We start from the raw sequence: 15,360 nt of genomic DNA on the forward strand, positions 1-15,360 counted from the left end.
GTTCAGCTATTTGTCGGGAAATGATTCCGGCAGGGCTGGACAGGACCGGTATCGGCGGCTATATGCCCGCCAACGCCGGTTTTACCGGTCGAGTGGGTGCGTAGCTCAGTTGGTAGAGCAGCTGACTCTTAATCAGCGGGTCCACAGTTCAATCCTGTGCGCACCCACCAAATTTTCAAGAAAATTGGTGGAAGACCTTGGAATGCGGGACGCGTTGACGCGCCTCGGCATGCCTCAATCATGGGGCAGGTTTGCCTAGCGATCTGGGTGCCGATCAAACAAATCTCAATTGTGGCAGAAACGTTACATCGCTTTTCATGGGATCGGATACAAACGAGTCATCGGTTTTCGCTTACACCCCAAGGAATGGCCCGATGCGCACACTGAAATTTGCCTTTCTTGCTTCGCTTGCATTTGCCACTCCCGCATTGGCGGCGGACCTTTCCCCGCTGCCGACCGAGCCTGCGGCTTATTCCTGGACCGGTCTCTATGTGGGTGCGGAGGCCGGGTACCTTTGGGGAAATTCAACTTACGACGGCGCCGGGTCTCCGGCTGGCCCCCCCTTCCTCAGCGCCTCCGTCGATCCCAAAGGCGGCTTTGGCGGTGCCTATGTTGGCTATAACTACCAGTTCAATGGCAACTACGTCGTCGGCATCGAAGCTGATGCCAATTTCGCCAGCGCCGATGGGGACGGCACGTTTCCTGCTTTTCCCGGTCCGACCGCGAGCAGTGAATTAAAATGGTTTGGGTCAGCGCGCCTGCGTGCTGGCTACGCATTCGATCGTTTCCTGCCATTTGTAACTGGCGGTCTTGCTATCGGTCATTACTCCGGCGCAACCAATATTCTAGGTGTGTCGACCGAGAACAGCGATAACATGGTTGGTTGGACGGCAGGCGCCGGACTTGAATATGCCGTGACCGACAATTTGATTGCGCGCGTCGAATACCGCTATTCCGATTATGGCCGTAAATCGCAACCTCCGCTGTTTGCCTTCCCGACGGAGCAAGTCAGGCTTGATCTGACCACCAATGATGTTCGCGTTGGACTTAGCTACAAGTTCTGATTTCGGACTGTACGTTCTTCAAAGCCTCGCTTCGGCGAGGCTTTTTTGTTGTGTGAATGGGCGGCTGGGGCGTCGTGGGTGTGCTCTGCCACACCCTTGCAGGCGTTTACTTCTCCGACACACCGGCCTCGGCAAAACTAGCCATCCTGGCGTGACACTCCAGCGCCGAGCGGACGATGTTGACGGCGAGGCAGGCGCCGGAGCCTTCGCCGAGTCGCATGCCGAGGTCGAGCAGCGGCGGCAGGCCGAGCGCTTCGAGCAGGCGGCGGTGGCCGGATTCGGCCGAGACATGGGCGGCGATTGTGTGGGCGAGGCCAGACGGGTGCAGCCGCGCCAAAGGTGCCGCCGCAGCCGTGCAGACGAAACCGTCGAGCAGCACCGGCACATTGTTGCGGCGCGCGGCAAGCGTGGCGCCGAAGATGGCGGCCAATTCGCGGCCGCCAAGGGCGGCGGCGATCTTCAGCGGATCGGACAGCGCGTCGGCATGGCGCTTGAGGCCGGCTTCGATGGCGGTGACCTTGCGCTTCAGGCCGGCATCGTCGACGCCGGTGCCGCGCCCGGTCCATTTTTCAGCACCGCCGCCGAACAGGGCAGTCGAAATGGCGGCCGCCGGCGTGGTGTTGCCGATGCCCATTTCGCCGAAGCAGACGAGGTCGAGGTCTTTCGTCACCGCGTCATAGCCGGCCGAGACAGCGGCGAGGAAGGCCTTTTCGTCCATTGCTGCTGTCTGCGTGAAGTCGCCAGTCGGATGGTCGAGGTCGAGCGGGATGACGTCGAGTTCCGCACCCGCGATGCGGGCAAGCTGGTTGATGGCGGCACCGCCGCCGGCGAAATTCGCCACCATCTGCACGGTGACCTCGGATGGGAAGGCCGACACACCTTGCGCTGTCACGCCATGGTTGCCGGCGAAGACGAAAACCTTCACACGGTCGAGCTTGGGCATGTCGCGGCCCTGCCAGCGCGCCAGCCAGGCGGCGATGGTTTCCAGACGGCCAAGGCTGCCTTGCGGCTTGGTCAGCGTGTCCTGGCGGCGGGCGACGGCATTGGCCGCGCTATCGCTGCCGGTGGGCAGGTCGAGACAGGCGGCGCGCAGTTCATCAAGCGATTTGAAGGGCATGGGGGAACGATCTCCGGAAGTGATTCAGGTGAGGGAAACGGATGCGACGAGCAGAACAGTGACCTCGCCGATTTGCTGCAGGGCGCCGATCGTATCGCCGGTCTGGCCACCGATCTGGTTAAGGCAGAGCGCACGCAAGGCGCTGAACACCAGCGCCAGCAGGATCAGCGCGGCCAAGGCACCGCCCAGCCCGAGCGCCAGAAGTGCTGCGGCGCCGAGCCCGGCGCCGAGAACAGCAGTCTGTGCCGAGACGGTGCCTGCGCCGGCCGACAGGCCGTCGCTGCGCGCCGGCGGCGCCAGATGCATGAACGCGCCGAGCAGGCCGCGCGAGGCGGCATGGGCGGCGATGAGCGCGAAGAGAACGCTGGTCGGATTGGCGAGTTGCGACAGCGCGCTCCAGCGGATGAGCAGCGACAGGCCAAGGGCCGAGGCACCGTAAGCCCCGATGCGGCTGTCGCGCATGATCTCCAGTTTTTTCTCAGACGTCCTGCCGCCGCCAAAACCGTCGGCGACATCCGACAGCCCATCCTCATGCAGGCAGCCGGTGGCGAGCAGCGTTGCGGCAAGCGTGAGCGCCGCCGCCGGACCGGCGGCAAGGCCGAGCTTTACCCCGATGGCGTAGACGACGGCGCCAACCACCGCCACCGCGAGGCCGGCGATGGGGGCCGCCCAGATCGCATCGGCAAGGCTGCGGCTGCGAAAGTCGAACACCGGCAGCGGCAACCTTGTGAAGAAGACGAGGCAGAGCGCGATGTCGTCGAGGGCCTGCCGGGGCGAGGGGACTGTGCTCATCCACCCCTCGCAATGGCGTGGAAGAAGGTGCCGCTGACATGGCCGCGCCGGTAGCCGGAGGCGCCGAGCGGATTGCCCTGGCCGTCGGCAAGGTCGGCCAGCGGCTCGTCATTGCCGGTCGCAGTCATCTGCGCATAGTGGAATTCATGACCGCGAATCACAGCGCCTTGCGCCCCCAGCGGACAGGCTGCGCGCAATCGCGCCTCGCGGTAGCCGAGGTTCATCTTGCGTTTGGCAAAGCTGGTGGAATGGCCGAGCATGCCGAGCATTACGTGGGTTTCGCCAGACGCATCCTCCAGCGCTTCGCCCAGCACCATGAAGCCACCGCACTCGCCATGGACGGGCTTGCTCGCGGCAAACCTTGCCATGCCTGCGCGGAAATGCATTGCCGCCGCGAGACGGCCGGGATGAAGCTCGGGATAGCCGCCGGGCAGCCAGCAGACATCGCAGTCCTGCGCCGGCGCTTCATCGGCGAGCGGTGAGAACGGCACGATCTCCGCGCCGGCCTTGCGCCAGTGAGCGGCGACGTGCGGATAGAGGAAGGTGAAGGCGGCGTCTTCCGCAAGCGCGATGCGCTGGCCGGGCGGCGGCAAGGCGTTTTCGAAACTGCCCGATGCCGGCGAAAATGGCGCCGCCAGCGCCATGATGGCGTCGAGGTCGAGCGAGCGTTCGACCATGTCGGCGAGACGATCAAGATGCGCCATCAAGTCATCATATTCGCCGGCCTGGACGAGGCCGAGATGACGCTCGGGCAGGTTCAGCGTGGGATCGCGAAGGATGGCGCCGACGACCGGCAGGCCAAGCGCTTCGATGGCCTCGCCGCACAGCTTGCGGTGGCGCTCGCTGCCGAGACGGTTGAGCACGACGCCAGCCATGCGCACATCGGGGTCGTAAGTGGCAAAACCCTTGGTGACGGCGGCCGCCGTCGTCGACTGGCCGGAGACGTCGAGCACCAAAAGCACCGGCAGATGGTAGAGCCGCGCAAGATCGGCGGCCGAGCCGGTTCGGCCTTCGGCAGCCGGTATTCCGTCGAACAGGCCCATGGCGCTTTCGAGGAAAATGAAGTCGGCATCCTCGGTGGCGTTGCCGGCCAACGCGTTGAGCAGGTCGGGCGACATCGCCCAGCTGTCGAGATTGACGCCGGAGAGCCCCGTCGCCGCAGTGTGAAAACCGGGATCGATATAGTCGGGGCCGGATTTGGCGCCGCGCACTTTCAGACCGCGCCGGGCAAGCGCGCGCAAGATGCCGATGGTGACGCTGGTCTTGCCGGAGCCGGAGCGCGGTGCGCCGATGATGATGGCGCGGGTCATTGCTCGCCCGCCAGTGCCGCGCGCATGGCGACGATGCCGCCGACGACAATCAGCGCCGGCGAGGCGAGCCCCGCCTCTGCTGCCGCCTCGGCGATGGTGGCGAGCGTGGCGACGACGGTTCGCTCCTGCGGCGTCGTCGCCGAGACGATGACCGCCGCCGGTGTCGATGGCGCCAGCCCGCCTTCGAGCAGCGACGCGGCGATGGTGGGCAGGTTGGCCATGCCCATATAGATGACCACCGGCTGGCCGGTGCGGGCGATTGCCGCCCAGTCGAGATCGTCGTCGGTGCCGGCGGCGTGTCCGGTCGCCAGGATGACCGCCTTGTTGATGCCGCGCATGGTGGCGGGAATGCCGATGGCAGCCAGCGCGCTCAAACCCGATGTCAGGCCGGGCAGGACGCGGAACGGGATATTTTCCCGCGCCAGCGCCAGCGCCTCTTCGCCGCCGCGGCCGAAAATATAGGGATCGCCGCCCTTCAGCCTGAGGACGCGGCGGCCGTCGCGCGCCAGCCGCACCAGTAGAGCGGTGATGTCGTCCTGCTTCATCGATGGTTTGCCGCCGCGTTTTCCGGCAAAGAACAGCTCGGCCTTTTCGGCAACGGCGACAACGTCAGGCGAGACCAGCGCGTCGTAGACCAGCGCGTCGGCTTCGGCCAAAGCCGCCAGCACTTCCAGCGTCAGGCAGCCGGGGTCGCCGGGACCGGCGCCGGCCAGCCAGACATGGCCCGGCTCAAGCCGCTTCGGCTTGAAATTCAGCCGCGCAAGCGCCAGTTCGAACGTGGCGTTTTCGCTGTTGGTCTTGCCGCTCACAATCCGTCCCGTCCGCGAAAACGCCGCTGATAGTGGGCGTCGTACAATGAACTCTCGCCAAACCCTTCCGCCGCCAGCGAAGAGCCGACGAAGATGATCGCCGTGCGCTCCATCGGATCGGCGGCGAGCAGCGCCTCGATGGTCGCTAGCGTGCCCGTCAGCACGCGTTCGTCCGGCCATGAGGCACGAAAGACGATCGCCACCGGGCAATCGCCGCCATAATGCGGCGTCAATTCGGCGACGACGCGGTCGATGGCATGGATGGCGAGATGTATGGCCAGCGTGGCGCCGGTGCGGCCGAAGCCGGCCAGCGTTTCGCCCGGCGGCATTTTGGAGGCGCGGCCGGAGACACGGGTCAGCACCAGGCTTTGGGCGACTTCGGGAATGGTCAGTTCGCGGCGAAGGGCGGCGGCCGCAGCGGCGAAAGAGGGAACGCCCGGTGTCAGCGTGTAAGGGATGCCGTGCTTTTCCAGCCGGCGGATCTGCTCGGCCACGGCGCTCCACACCGACAAATCGCCAGAATGCAAGCGGGCGACATCGTGACCGGCCTTGTGGGCAGCGACATATTCCGCCTCGATCTCGTCGAGCGACATCGGCGCGGTGTCGATCAGTTTCGTGCCCGGCGCGCAATGCTGCAGCAATTCCGGCGCGACGATCGAACCGGCATGCAGGCAGACCGGGCAGCTTGCCAGGAGTTTTGCACCACGCAGTGTGATGAGGTCGGCAGCCCCGGGACCGGCGCCTATAAAATGAACGGTCATGGCGCATCTCCGCTGATGGCGATGGCGCAGGTGACCGGGCCGAGCACGCTGCGAGGGCCGAGCAATCTTGCACCGGCGCCGGCAACCGCAAGAGCCGACGCTTCGGAGACCGAGGGTGTACCGGCGAGATCTTGCGAGAGGCCGGAGTTGCTTAGCGTCCCCGGCGAGGCTGCCTGAAGTGCTGAATCATCGACGATGATGACCGGAAGGTTCAGCGCGCGGCCGGCGGCAGCGATCGCTTCTTCGTCCTTCTTCAGCGCGGCAGTGGCCAGTGCCGAAATCGCCGTCATCGCCAGCCCATGCGCTTCGAGGGCGGTTTCGATCGCCGCCAGCACGTCTTCGACGCTCACGCCCTTCCGGCTGCCGATGCCCGCGACCATCATGGCTTCACCCAGCTCCATTGGGTGACCGGCATGGCCGGCCGCAAGGCCTGCATCGAACCGACCGGCGAAGCCCGCGCGATGGCGATGCGGGTGAGATCGCCGCCGCGCTTTGTGTGCTGGGCGAGGAGCAGAGTTTCCATCTCCAGCGTGACGGCATTGGCGACGAGACGGCCGCCGGCGCGCAGCGCCTTGATGGCGGCGTTCAACACGCCGGCATCACTTCCGCCGCCGCCGATAAAGATCGCATCCGGCGTGGCCAGCCCGGCAAGTGCCTTGGGTGCTGACCCTTCCACCACGACAAGGCCGGGAACGCCACAATGGGCGGCGTTACGGGCGATGCGGGCGGCACGATCGCTGTTGGCCTCGATGGCAATGGCGCGCATCGAGGGGTGAGCGAGCATCCATTCGATGCCGACGGAGCCGGAGCCGGCGCCGATGTCCCACAGCAACTCGCCACGCCTCGGCGCCAGCGCCGACAGGGTAATGGCGCGGATATCGTGCTTGGTGATCTGGCCGTCATGCTCGAACAGATGATCGGCGCGGCCAACGGTCAGCGGCAGGATGCGGGCTTCCGGTATCGATTCAAGTTCGAGCGCCAGCACGTTGAGCGGATTGATATCTCTAAGATCGAAGGCATCGGCGCGGGCCGAACGCTGCTTCTCGTTTGGCCCGCCCAGCGCCTCAAGAACCGTCAGCCGCGAAGTGCCGAAATCGAGTTCGGTGAGCAGGCGCGCAATTGCAGCAGGCGCATCGCCGTCCGATGTCAGCGCCAGGATGCGGGTCTTGGGCTGCAGCAGCGGCCGGATCAGGTCGAGCGGCCGGCCATGCAGCGAGACGGTCTCGATGTTCTGCAGTGCCCAGCCAAGCCGAGCGGCGGCAAGCGAAATGGCTGAGGGGGCAGGGATGACATGCATCTGCTCAGGCTTCACCTTGCGGGCAAGGGTGGCGCCCACACCGTGGAAGAACGGATCGCCGGAGGCGAGCACGCAGACCTGCCGGCCGGCAAGCGCCAGCACATCAGCCATGCCGGCATCGAAGGGCACCGGCCAAGGGCGCGGCTCGCCCTTGGTCAGCGAAGCGACCAGCGCCAGATGCCGCTTGCCGCCGAAGACGAATTCGGCCTCCGCGATCAGCCGCTTGGCCTCGTCGCCGAGACCCGCTAAACCGTCCTCGCCGATGCCGATCACGGTCAGCCATTTCGGTTTGGCGCGGCGCATAGCATCAGCAGGCATGATGACCCACCGCATTCTGATCCTTGGCGGCACCAGCGAAGCCCGGCAACTGGCGGGAAAGCTGGCCGCGCGCGCCGATCTTTCTGTCACCTTGTCGCTGGCCGGCCGCACCCAAAGTCCGGTGGCGCAAGGCGTACCGGTGCGCAGCGGCGGATTTGGCGGCGCCGACGGGCTGGCCGCCTATCTCAAGGGGACGGGCACCGACCTGCTGATCGACGCCACGCATCCTTATGCCGCGCAAATCTCCGCCAATGCCGCACAGGCCGCGCAAATGACTGGCGTGCCGATCCTGGCGTTGCGCCGTCCCGGCTGGAACCCTGTCGACGGCGACCGCTGGACGCTGGTGGATACGGTTGGGCATGCCGTGCTGGCGCTTGGAACGGCGCCGCGCCGCGCCTTCCTGGCGCTCGGTCGGCAAGAGGTCGCGGCTTTCGAGGTGGCGCCGCAGCATCATTATCTCATCCGCAGCGTCGATCCGGTCGAACCCAAACTGGCGGTGCCGGATGCGGCTTACCTGCTGGCGCGCGGACCTTTTCGCGAGGCGGACGAACGCGCACTGCTCCTGGAGCACCGCATCGATGTCGTCGTGTCCAAGAACAGCGGCGGCGAGGCCACTTATGGCAAGATCGCCGCGGCGCGGGCACTCGGCATCGAGGTGGTCATGGTGCGCAGGCCCGTCCTGCCGGGCGTGCCTTCGGCTGAAACCGTCGATGAGCTCGCCGCGCTGGCCGATCATTTGCTCGACCCCGTCGCGGAGCGCGGCGTGTAGACCAGCGCCGGCTTGTCGCCGCGCTTGATGATCCTTGTTTCCGGCGAGCCGATGATGATGCAGGTCGCCATATCGGCCTTTTCCGCCTCGACATCGGCCAGCAGAAACACCTCGATGCGCTCGTCCGGACGGCCGGCGGCGCGGCCGAAGATCACCGGCGTGGTGCCGGGCAGGATGGCGGTCAGGCATTCGAAGGCGCGGCCAAGCTGCCAGGGGCGTGCCTTGCTGATCGGGTTGTAGAGCGCGATGACGAAGCCGGCGCCGGCGGCCGCGAGCAGGCGCAGTTCGATCAGGTCCCACGGCTTCAGATTGTCGGACAGCGAGATGGCGCAGAAATCATGGCCGAGCGGCGCGCCGATGCGAGCGGCGACCGCCAGCATGGCGGTAATCCCCGGAACGACGGCGACGTCAACCGAGCGCCATTCGGTCGGGCCGGCCTCGATCGCCTCGCACACCGCCGCCGCCATGGCGAATACGCCGGGGTCGCCGCCGGAAACGACAGCGACGTCATGGCCCTCGGCGGCCTTGACCAGCGCATCCTTGGAGCGGGCGAGTTCCTCGCGATTGTCGGAGGCAACGCGCGTCTGATCCGCACGCAGTTCCAGCCGGTCGAGATAGGGCTTGTAGCCATAGAAGAACTTTGCTTCCGCCACGGCGCGGCTGGCCTCCGGCGTCACCTGGTCGGCATTGCCGGGCCCGAGGCCGATAACGGTGAGGCGGCCGCTCATGGCTTGGCTCCCATTCCCATAGCGCCAGGCCGGCCGGACCAGCCGGCGACCAGCACGATGGCGAAATACGGCGCCTTGTCGTCGAGCTTGTCGGCGAGCCGCATCGAGACGCTGCCGGCCATGGTGCCGCGCTCGACATAGACAGCGCGGGTGAGCTTGCCGGTTGCTTCCAGCGCCCGCCTGATCTTGGGCAGGTTGCGGCCGACCTTCATGATGACGGCGGCATCGGTATCGGCCAGCCGGCGGGTCAGTTCGAACTCGCTCATCGTGCCCGGCAAAACCGTCAGCACATCGTCGCCCTGGACGATCGGCACGCCGGTCTGCGACCAGCAGCCGGACATTGCGGTCACGCCGGGGATGACTTCGGTCGGGAAGCGATGGGCGAGCCGCACATGCAGGTGCATGTAGGAGCCGTAGAACAGCGGATCGCCTTCCGACAGCACGGCAACCATGCGGCCGGCTTCGAGGTGTTCGGCGACTTGCTCGGCCGACTGCTCGTAGAAATCGGTGATCTGCGAGCGGTAGTCGTCGTGATCCTTGTCGATCTCGGTGGTGAGGGGATAGAGCAGTGGCATTTCCAGCATATCCGGGCGGAAGCGCGCCTCGACAATAGCGCGGGCATTGCTGTTGTTGCCGCGCTTGGCGAAATAGGCGACGACGTCGGCCTCGGCCAGGACGCGGGCGGCCTTCAGCGTCAGCAGTTCGGGATCGCCGGGACCGGTGCCGACGCCGACGAGCCGGCCTTTGGGGAGCGCGTTCACAGGCCGGGCCTCGCCAGGGAATTGAGCGCGGCGGCGGTCATGGCGCTGCCGCCGAGCCTGCCGCGCACGATGGCATAGGGCACGCCATAGGAATTCTCGGCCAGCGCGTCCTTGGATTCGGCCGCACCGACGAAGCCGACAGGCATGCCGATGATCGCCGCCGGCTTCGGTGCGCCGTCGCGCAGTTTTTCCAGCAGATAGAACAGCGCGGTCGGCGCGTTGCCGATGGCCACGACGGAGCCCGCCATGCGTTCGCCCCAGAGGTCGATTGCCGCGGCCGAGCGGGTGTTGCCGATCGCCTTGGCGATGTCGTGCGTGCGTGCGTCGCGCAAGGTGCAGATCACCTCATTGCCGGCCGGAAGGCGGGCACGGGTGACGCCATGCGAGACCATTTCGGCATCGCAGAAGATCGGCGCGCCGGCTGCCAAAGCGGCGCGGGCGGCGGCAACGAAATCGCTGGAGAAAGCAAAATGGCTGGCGGCTTCGACCTGGCCGCAGGCATGGATCATGCGGATGGCGACATCGGCCTCGGCCCCGGAAAAGCGCGACAGGTCGGCCTCGGCGCGGATGATGGCAAAAGAGCGCTCGTAGATCGCGTTGCCGTCATGGATGTAGTCGTAGGCGGCCATGCTTATTTCCGTTGTTCAGTTTGGGCCTGTCGGTAAGCCTCGGCGATTGCCGCCGGCCCGAGCCTTATCAGGCAGTGGGCGGCGGTTTCGCCTTGATATCGTGCGCTGCGGACCATCGCAGCGACGCGACTGATGCCGCGCGCGGCGTCATAGCCCGGCCTGTAGCCCGCAGGAAGGGCCTTTGCCGTCGCGTTCACGACAAGTCCGGCTCCGTTTTCGCCGCCGACAATTGTTAGCGCCGCCGGACCGGGATGCGCACAGCCCTTGGCGCAACCGGAAATGTGAAGGGTGAAGTCGAGGATGTCGGCGTTTTCGGCGGCAATGGTTTCAGCGATGTCGCGGGTGGCGATGCGGCCGGAGGCGCAGGCAGGCGTGCCGGGGCAAGCGGCGATACGGGTGCGCGGGTCCGTGGGGGAGGTGACGAAGCCGAGGGCGGTGGCGGCGGCTTGGAGGGGGCGGTTGGCGGCTGATGGTTGGCCGAGGAAGAGCAGGGCACGGCCGGGGGCGAGGCGGATTTCGGTGGCGCCGAGGGCGAGGGCGTGTTGGGTGAGGGCGATGAGTTTTTCGGCTGGCATGCTGCCGTAGGGGAGAGCGATGCCGAGGGCCGTGGTGTTTGCGTTCAGCTCGAAAGTTCCGATAGGCCGGCGATCCTTCGCGCCCCCCTCTGTCCTGCCGGACATCTCCCCCTCAAGGGGGGAGATTGAGCTTTCACCTCGGCTTTCGCCAATCATCAACGCTGCAGTTGGAGTGCCTGCAGAGGAGCTGCTGATCTCCCCCCTTGAGGGGGAGATGTCCGGCAGGACAGGGGGGGGCGCGACGGAATGCCAACCCGCGAGAGAAGCCAATTGCCTCTCCGACAAATCCCTCGCGTGGGCCTCCTGGCCCTTCTCTGCAATCATCCTTAGAGCAGCAACCGTGATGTCGCGCGCCGCACTTTCATCGGCAAGGACGAGCGGCCTCGCGGTCTGCCCGTCACCCGCGACGGACACCTGCCACTGAATTCCAGCGCTGGCCCGCACCGCCTTCAGCCGCACATCAGCCGTCACCGCATCCATCGTCAATTGCCCGCCACCGTCGACAACCACCGACACCTTCGGTCCGAGCCTTGGCGTCAGCCCAGCCTCCTCAACCGCCGCCCTGATCCGCTCAGCCGAAGGCCGCGGATCGGCGACCTCCCGCGGATCGATGCCCGCCAGCGGACCGGTCTCGACCGGCACCCCCGTACGCACTGCTATCCCCAGCGCATCGACCTCCGCCGCGAGCAATGCTGCGCTATTCGCCGTCAGCCCGCGTATCTGCAGGCTGCCGCGCGCGGTCACTTCCATGATGCCGTTGCCGTAGCGCAGAGCCGATTCAGCGAGTCCGATCAGAAGCTTCGGCGACAATCCTCCCGCGACCGGGTTGAGCCGCACCAGCAGGCCGTCGCCGGTCTGCATCGGCGCAGACAAAGCCGGGCAGGCGCCGCGACGCGGGAAGGCGTTCATGCCGCGACCCCGAGCGCCTCGGCCTCGGCAATCAAGGCTGCGAGGTCGTCGTCGATGGAGTTGCGCAGGGGATGCCAGAGGCCGCGCCGGCGCGCCGACAGGAAGCGCTCGGCGATGACTTTGGCGGCGGCCGGGTTTTCGCGCAGGATGAAGGCACGGACGTCGGGATCGCCGACATAGGCGTCATGCACGGCCTCGATCAGGGCGCCTGAAATGGCCTGCGTGGTTTCGGCAAAGCCGATGAGACGGTCGACGGTCTCGGCGAATTCCGAGGCGCCGCGCGGGCCGTGGCGCATCTGGCCTGATATGAAGCGGGCATTGACGGCGCGGGCGCGCACCACCCGCGATACAGCCTCGCTGACCGAGCGCGGCTTTGGCTTCTGCGGGTCCGTGGTGTCGAGCACGATGACGTCGGCATTCCGCCCCAGCGCCGCAAGCGCTGCCGAAAAGCCGCCGATGAAGGCGACATCGGCAGAGCCTTCGAGAATATCGCGGCCGGGATCGTCGCCAGTGTGGACCAGCAGATCGGCCTCGGCGATGCGGGTCTCGAACGCGCCGGGCGAAGCGATGCCTTCGCCCTCGGCGCCGCCATAGGCATGCGATGTGGCATCGAGATAGGCGCGGCCGATCTCTTCGCGTGCGCCCCAGTCGCCGCTCGACAAAAGGTCCTCGATGCCGGCGCCGTATGTACCGGGCGAGGTGCCGAAGATGCGCGGGCTGATCTTGCCATCGGCGCGGGTTTTGGCGGCGAGCGGGTTTTCCGAATCGTCCTCGTCGCGGGCGGCAACGGCGTTGGCGGCGGCGTCGATCAGCGCGATCTGGGTCGGGAACATGTCGCGGAACAGGCCGGATATGCGCCAGGTGACATCAACACGCGGGCGGCCGAGTGTGGCCGGCGGCAGCACCTCGATGCCGGTGATGCGGCCGGTGGAAGAATCCCATTGCGGCCGGCAGCCCATCAGCGCCAGGCCTTGCGCAATCTCCTCGCCACCGGTGCGCAGCGAGGCCGAGCCCCAGAGATCGATGACCAGCGAGCGCGGCCAGTCGCCGTGCGATTGCATATAGCCGCGCACGACCTCTTCCGCTGCTGCTTTGCCGAGGTCATAGGCGGTCGGCGTCGGCATGGTGCGTGGGTCGGAGGTGAAGAGGTTGCGGCCGGTCGGCAGCACGTCGGAGCGACCGCGCGCGGGCGCGCCGGCCGGGCCGGCCTTGACGTGGCGGCCGTCGAGCGCGGCGAGCAGTGCCGACTTCTCGGCTTCGGCGCTTTGCCGGCGCATGGCGTCGGGCTCGTCGTCAGGTGCACGGCCATAGATGTGCAGACCGTCCTTGATGGCGAAATCCTTGAGGTCGCAGAGCCAGGCATCGATGCGGCGCAGCGCCTCGTCGGGCGCGTCGGTCCTGGCGACGCCGGCTTCGGAGGCGAGGCCGGTCTTTTGGGCCGTGTCGACGATCAGCCTGGCCAGCCGGTCGCGGCGGCGGCGGTCGAGGCCGTCGGCCTGGGCGTATTCGTCGACCAGCCGTTCGAGCTTGTGCTGCTCTTCGTCCAAGCCCGCGCCGGTCAGCGGCGGCGGCAGATGGCCAAGTGTGACGGCCGCGATGCGCCGTTTGGCTTGCGCCGCCTCGCCGGGGTTGGAGACGATGAAGGGATAAATCACGGGCAGCGAGCCGGTGACGATCTCGGGGAAGCAGTTTTGGGAAAGCGCGACTGTCTTGCCCGGCAACCATTCCAGTGTGCCGTGAGCACCGACATGGATCAGCGCATGGACGCCGAGCGATTTTTGCAGCCACAGGCCGAAAGCGAGAAGGGCGTGGCGCGGGGGGAGCGTCGGGTCGTGGTAGTCGGCGCGGCGATCGGCGGAGCGGCCGCGGTCGGGGGCCAGCGCTACGGTGACATTGCCGAAGGTGGCGGCGCGGAAGGGGAAGTGGGCTGAGGTCGGCGCTTGAACACCCCCCTCTGTCCTGCCGGACATCTCCCCCTCAAGGGGGGAGATTGTTCCTTCGTCTCGGCCTTCGTCAATCGCCAACGCCACAGGAATGACAGCGGCGACGGAACCGCTAATCTCCCCCCTTGAGGGGGAGATGTCCGGCAGGACAGAGGGGGGCGCCTTGCGCAAACCTGTCTCGCCTTCAGCCTTTCCCCATGCCGCCTCTACCGCGGCAATTGCAGCTGCTGGCAGGCTCTTCGAAAAGTCCCGATACTCCTCCAGCCCCAACCCATCGCCGCCCCGCTCCAACGCATCCAGCAACTCACGCGGCGTTTGTGGAATCCCTTCAACGCCATAGCCCTGCTCCTTCAGGTCATGCAGCATGGCCAGCACGCTCGACGGCACGTCCAAGCCCACGGCATAACCGGTGCGGCCGGGCGCACTCGGATAGTCTGGAATCAGGATAGCGAGCTTGCGCGTTGCGCGCGACGTTTGCTTCAGCTTGAGAAAGGCCGCTACCCTGTCCGCCACCTGCGCGACGCGATCCGGCTCCGGCCGGTTGGCGAAGGCGCGGTGGCCGAGCGCGGGGTCGGTCTCGCTTTCACCCTTGAAGGAAATGGCGCCGGCGAGGATGCGGCCATCGAGTTCGGGCAGCACGACATGCATGGCAAGGTCGGCGGGTGCCAGGCCACGCTGGTTGTTGTCCCAGACGTCGCGGCGGGTGGTGGCGACAATGACCTGGAAGACAGGCACTCCGGCACGGTCGAACAGGGTTTCGACGCCGGGTTCGGCACCGGAGGCGAAGGCGGTGGCGGTGATGATGGCGGCGGGTTTTAGCGAGGCAAGTGCTGTTTCGACGAAGGCGAGGGAGGTTGGGTCTTTGAGGCTGGAGACGAAGATTGGAACAGGGGTGATGCCGCGCTGGCGGAGTGCATCAAAAAGCGCGTCGATAGGCGCGATGTCGGCGGCCAGCAACATCGAGCGGTAGAAGAGGATGGGGATGACCTTTCCGTCTCCCTCGAGGGGGAGGGGGAGGACGCCACGGCCCGGCTCATAAAACCCGGCTTTCGGCACGGCAACCGGCTCAGCCGCCGCGACATCCGACCCGGCCAGCCCCGCCAGCCGCTGCATCAGCGCCGTCATATTCTCCGGCCCGCCCTCGCGGAAATAACCAAGCAAGGCATCCAATTCCGCGCGCGGCAGCGTCGAGGCTTCGATCAGCCTGAGATCCTCGTCGTGGCTCTCGCCGGGAAGCAGCGCCAGTTTTATGCCCCGTCCACGAGCCGTCGCGGCAAGCTGGTCGCAGCCATAGCGCCACCAGTCGTAGCCGCCGAGGATGCGCACCAGGATGACCTTGGCGTGGCGGGCGACGCTGTCGACCCAGAGGTCGACGGACATCGGGTGGCGCAAATCACGTAACGCGGCTAGCCGCATCGAGGGCAGGCCACCGGCGTCAGCCTTCCACGCCGCCGCCAGTCCGGCGAGGTCGCTGTCGGTGAAGGATAGCGCCACGATATCCGCCGGCGTCTGCCTGAGATCGACAGGCTCGGCGAGATCGTCGAGCGAGGCGGATGTGGTGGTGAGGATGTGCATCGT

14 protein-coding genes and 1 tRNA gene are annotated in these 15,360 nt (G+C 66.6%); 3 read left to right on the top strand and 12 right to left on the bottom strand.

Annotation, left to right across the window (positions count from 1 at the left end):
• Window positions 1-94: 94 nt before the first annotated feature.
• Together H0241_RS02610 and H0241_RS02615 are read left to right on the top strand one after the other, a co-directional pair.
• Window positions 95-170, top strand: a tRNA-Lys gene (locus H0241_RS02610).
• 204 nt (window positions 171-374) lie between these two features.
• Window positions 375-1,064, top strand: coding sequence for an outer membrane protein (locus tag H0241_RS02615; protein ID WP_181055863.1), 690 nt, complete (start codon window positions 375-377; stop codon window positions 1,062-1,064).
• 106 nt (window positions 1,065-1,170) lie between these two features.
• Here H0241_RS02615 and cobT read toward each other — a convergent pair whose 3' ends face one another.
• Genes cobT through cbiE form a run of 7 tightly spaced genes read right to left on the bottom strand, consistent with a single transcriptional unit; the run spans window position 1,171 to window position 7,468 of the window.
• On the bottom strand, window positions 1,171-2,181 hold the full coding sequence (cobT, locus tag H0241_RS02620) for a nicotinate-nucleotide--dimethylbenzimidazole phosphoribosyltransferase (RefSeq protein WP_181055864.1): 1,011 nt from the start codon (window positions 2,179-2,181) through the stop codon (window positions 1,171-1,173).
• 24 nt (window positions 2,182-2,205) lie between these two features.
• A complete protein-coding gene (gene cobS, locus H0241_RS02625; RefSeq protein ID WP_181055865.1) occupies window positions 2,206-2,973 on the bottom strand; it encodes an adenosylcobinamide-GDP ribazoletransferase in 768 nt (255 codons plus the stop codon).
• On the bottom strand, window positions 2,970-4,283 hold the full coding sequence (locus tag H0241_RS02630) for a cobyrinate a,c-diamide synthase (RefSeq protein ID WP_181055866.1): 1,314 nt from the start codon (window positions 4,281-4,283) through the stop codon (window positions 2,970-2,972). Before H0241_RS02630 ends, cobS begins: the two co-directional genes overlap by 4 nt.
• On the bottom strand, window positions 4,280-5,092 hold the full coding sequence (cobA, locus tag H0241_RS02635; RefSeq protein ID WP_181055867.1) for a uroporphyrinogen-III C-methyltransferase: 813 nt from the start codon (window positions 5,090-5,092) through the stop codon (window positions 4,280-4,282). Before cobA ends, H0241_RS02630 begins: the two co-directional genes overlap by 4 nt.
• Window positions 5,089-5,853, bottom strand: a complete 765-nt coding sequence (gene cobM / locus H0241_RS02640; RefSeq protein WP_181055868.1) for a precorrin-4 C(11)-methyltransferase — start codon at window positions 5,851-5,853, stop codon at window positions 5,089-5,091. The genes cobA and cobM overlap by 4 nt, the downstream gene beginning before the upstream one ends.
• The gene (locus tag H0241_RS02645; RefSeq protein ID WP_181055869.1) at window positions 5,850-6,236 is read right to left on the bottom strand and encodes a cobalamin biosynthesis protein; all 387 of its coding nucleotides are present in this window, start codon (window positions 6,234-6,236) and stop codon (window positions 5,850-5,852) included. Before H0241_RS02645 ends, cobM begins: the two co-directional genes overlap by 4 nt.
• The gene (gene cbiE / locus H0241_RS02650) at window positions 6,233-7,468 is read right to left on the bottom strand and encodes a precorrin-6y C5,15-methyltransferase (decarboxylating) subunit CbiE (protein WP_181055870.1); all 1,236 of its coding nucleotides are present in this window, start codon (window positions 7,466-7,468) and stop codon (window positions 6,233-6,235) included. The genes H0241_RS02645 and cbiE overlap by 4 nt, the downstream gene beginning before the upstream one ends.
• A gap of 1 nt (window position 7,469) precedes the next feature.
• Here cbiE and H0241_RS02655 point away from each other — a divergent pair, with 1 nt between their 5' ends.
• Window positions 7,470-8,237: a cobalt-precorrin-6A reductase gene (locus tag H0241_RS02655; RefSeq protein WP_181055871.1), complete on the top strand. Its 768-nt coding sequence runs from the start codon at window positions 7,470-7,472 to the stop codon at window positions 8,235-8,237.
• On the opposite strand, the gene H0241_RS02660 is transcribed toward H0241_RS02655, so the two are convergent.
• From H0241_RS02660 to H0241_RS02680, 5 genes are read right to left on the bottom strand one after another with little or no spacing between them, the layout of a single operon-like run.
• Window positions 8,201-8,965 (bottom strand): precorrin-3B C(17)-methyltransferase, encoded by a 765-nt coding sequence (locus H0241_RS02660; RefSeq protein ID WP_181055872.1) that lies wholly within the window; start codon window positions 8,963-8,965, stop codon window positions 8,201-8,203. The genes H0241_RS02655 and H0241_RS02660 overlap by 37 nt on opposite strands.
• Window positions 8,962-9,726: a precorrin-2 C(20)-methyltransferase gene (locus tag H0241_RS02665; RefSeq protein ID WP_181055873.1), complete on the bottom strand. Its 765-nt coding sequence runs from the start codon at window positions 9,724-9,726 to the stop codon at window positions 8,962-8,964. Before H0241_RS02665 ends, H0241_RS02660 begins: the two co-directional genes overlap by 4 nt.
• Window positions 9,723-10,355, bottom strand: a complete 633-nt coding sequence (locus H0241_RS02670; RefSeq protein WP_181055874.1) for a precorrin-8X methylmutase — start codon at window positions 10,353-10,355, stop codon at window positions 9,723-9,725. Before H0241_RS02670 ends, H0241_RS02665 begins: the two co-directional genes overlap by 4 nt.
• 2 nt (window positions 10,356-10,357) lie before the next feature.
• A complete protein-coding gene (cobG, locus tag H0241_RS02675) occupies window positions 10,358-11,839 on the bottom strand; it encodes a precorrin-3B synthase (RefSeq protein ID WP_181055875.1) in 1,482 nt (493 codons plus the stop codon).
• Window positions 11,836-15,357, bottom strand: a complete 3,522-nt coding sequence (locus H0241_RS02680; protein WP_181055876.1) for a cobaltochelatase subunit CobN — start codon at window positions 15,355-15,357, stop codon at window positions 11,836-11,838. The genes cobG and H0241_RS02680 overlap by 4 nt, the downstream gene beginning before the upstream one ends.
• Window positions 15,358-15,360: the final 3 nt, after the last annotated feature.

The organism is Mesorhizobium neociceri, assembly GCF_013520985.1.
Taxonomy (GTDB): Bacteria; Pseudomonadota; Alphaproteobacteria; order Rhizobiales; family Rhizobiaceae; genus Mesorhizobium; species Mesorhizobium neociceri.

Excerpts from the sequence above, each read along its gene's own strand:
- H0241_RS02680 (WP_181055876.1), bottom strand. The coding sequence starts at position 15,357 with ATGCACATCCTCACCACCACATCCGCCTCGCTCGACGATCTCGCCGAG.
- H0241_RS02615 (WP_181055863.1), top strand. The coding sequence starts at position 375 with ATGCGCACACTGAAATTTGCCTTTCTTGCTTCGCTTGCATTTGCCACT.
- cobT (WP_181055864.1), bottom strand. The coding sequence starts at position 2,181 with ATGCCCTTCAAATCGCTTGATGAACTGCGCGCCGCCTGTCTCGACCTG.
- cobG (WP_181055875.1), bottom strand. The coding sequence starts at position 11,839 with ATGAACGCCTTCCCGCGTCGCGGCGCCTGCCCGGCTTTGTCTGCGCCG.
- H0241_RS02670 (WP_181055874.1), bottom strand. The coding sequence starts at position 10,355 with ATGGCCGCCTACGACTACATCCATGACGGCAACGCGATCTACGAGCGC.
- cobM (WP_181055868.1), bottom strand. The coding sequence starts at position 5,853 with ATGACCGTTCATTTTATAGGCGCCGGTCCCGGGGCTGCCGACCTCATC.
- H0241_RS02660 (WP_181055872.1), bottom strand. The coding sequence starts at position 8,965 with ATGAGCGGCCGCCTCACCGTTATCGGCCTCGGGCCCGGCAATGCCGAC.
- H0241_RS02630 (WP_181055866.1), bottom strand. The coding sequence starts at position 4,283 with ATGACCCGCGCCATCATCATCGGCGCACCGCGCTCCGGCTCCGGCAAG.
- H0241_RS02645 (WP_181055869.1), bottom strand. The coding sequence starts at position 6,236 with ATGATGGTCGCGGGCATCGGCAGCCGGAAGGGCGTGAGCGTCGAAGAC.
- H0241_RS02655 (WP_181055871.1), top strand. The coding sequence starts at position 7,470 with ATGACCCACCGCATTCTGATCCTTGGCGGCACCAGCGAAGCCCGGCAA.
- cbiE (WP_181055870.1), bottom strand. The coding sequence starts at position 7,468 with ATGCCTGCTGATGCTATGCGCCGCGCCAAACCGAAATGGCTGACCGTG.
- cobS (WP_181055865.1), bottom strand. The coding sequence starts at position 2,973 with ATGAGCACAGTCCCCTCGCCCCGGCAGGCCCTCGACGACATCGCGCTC.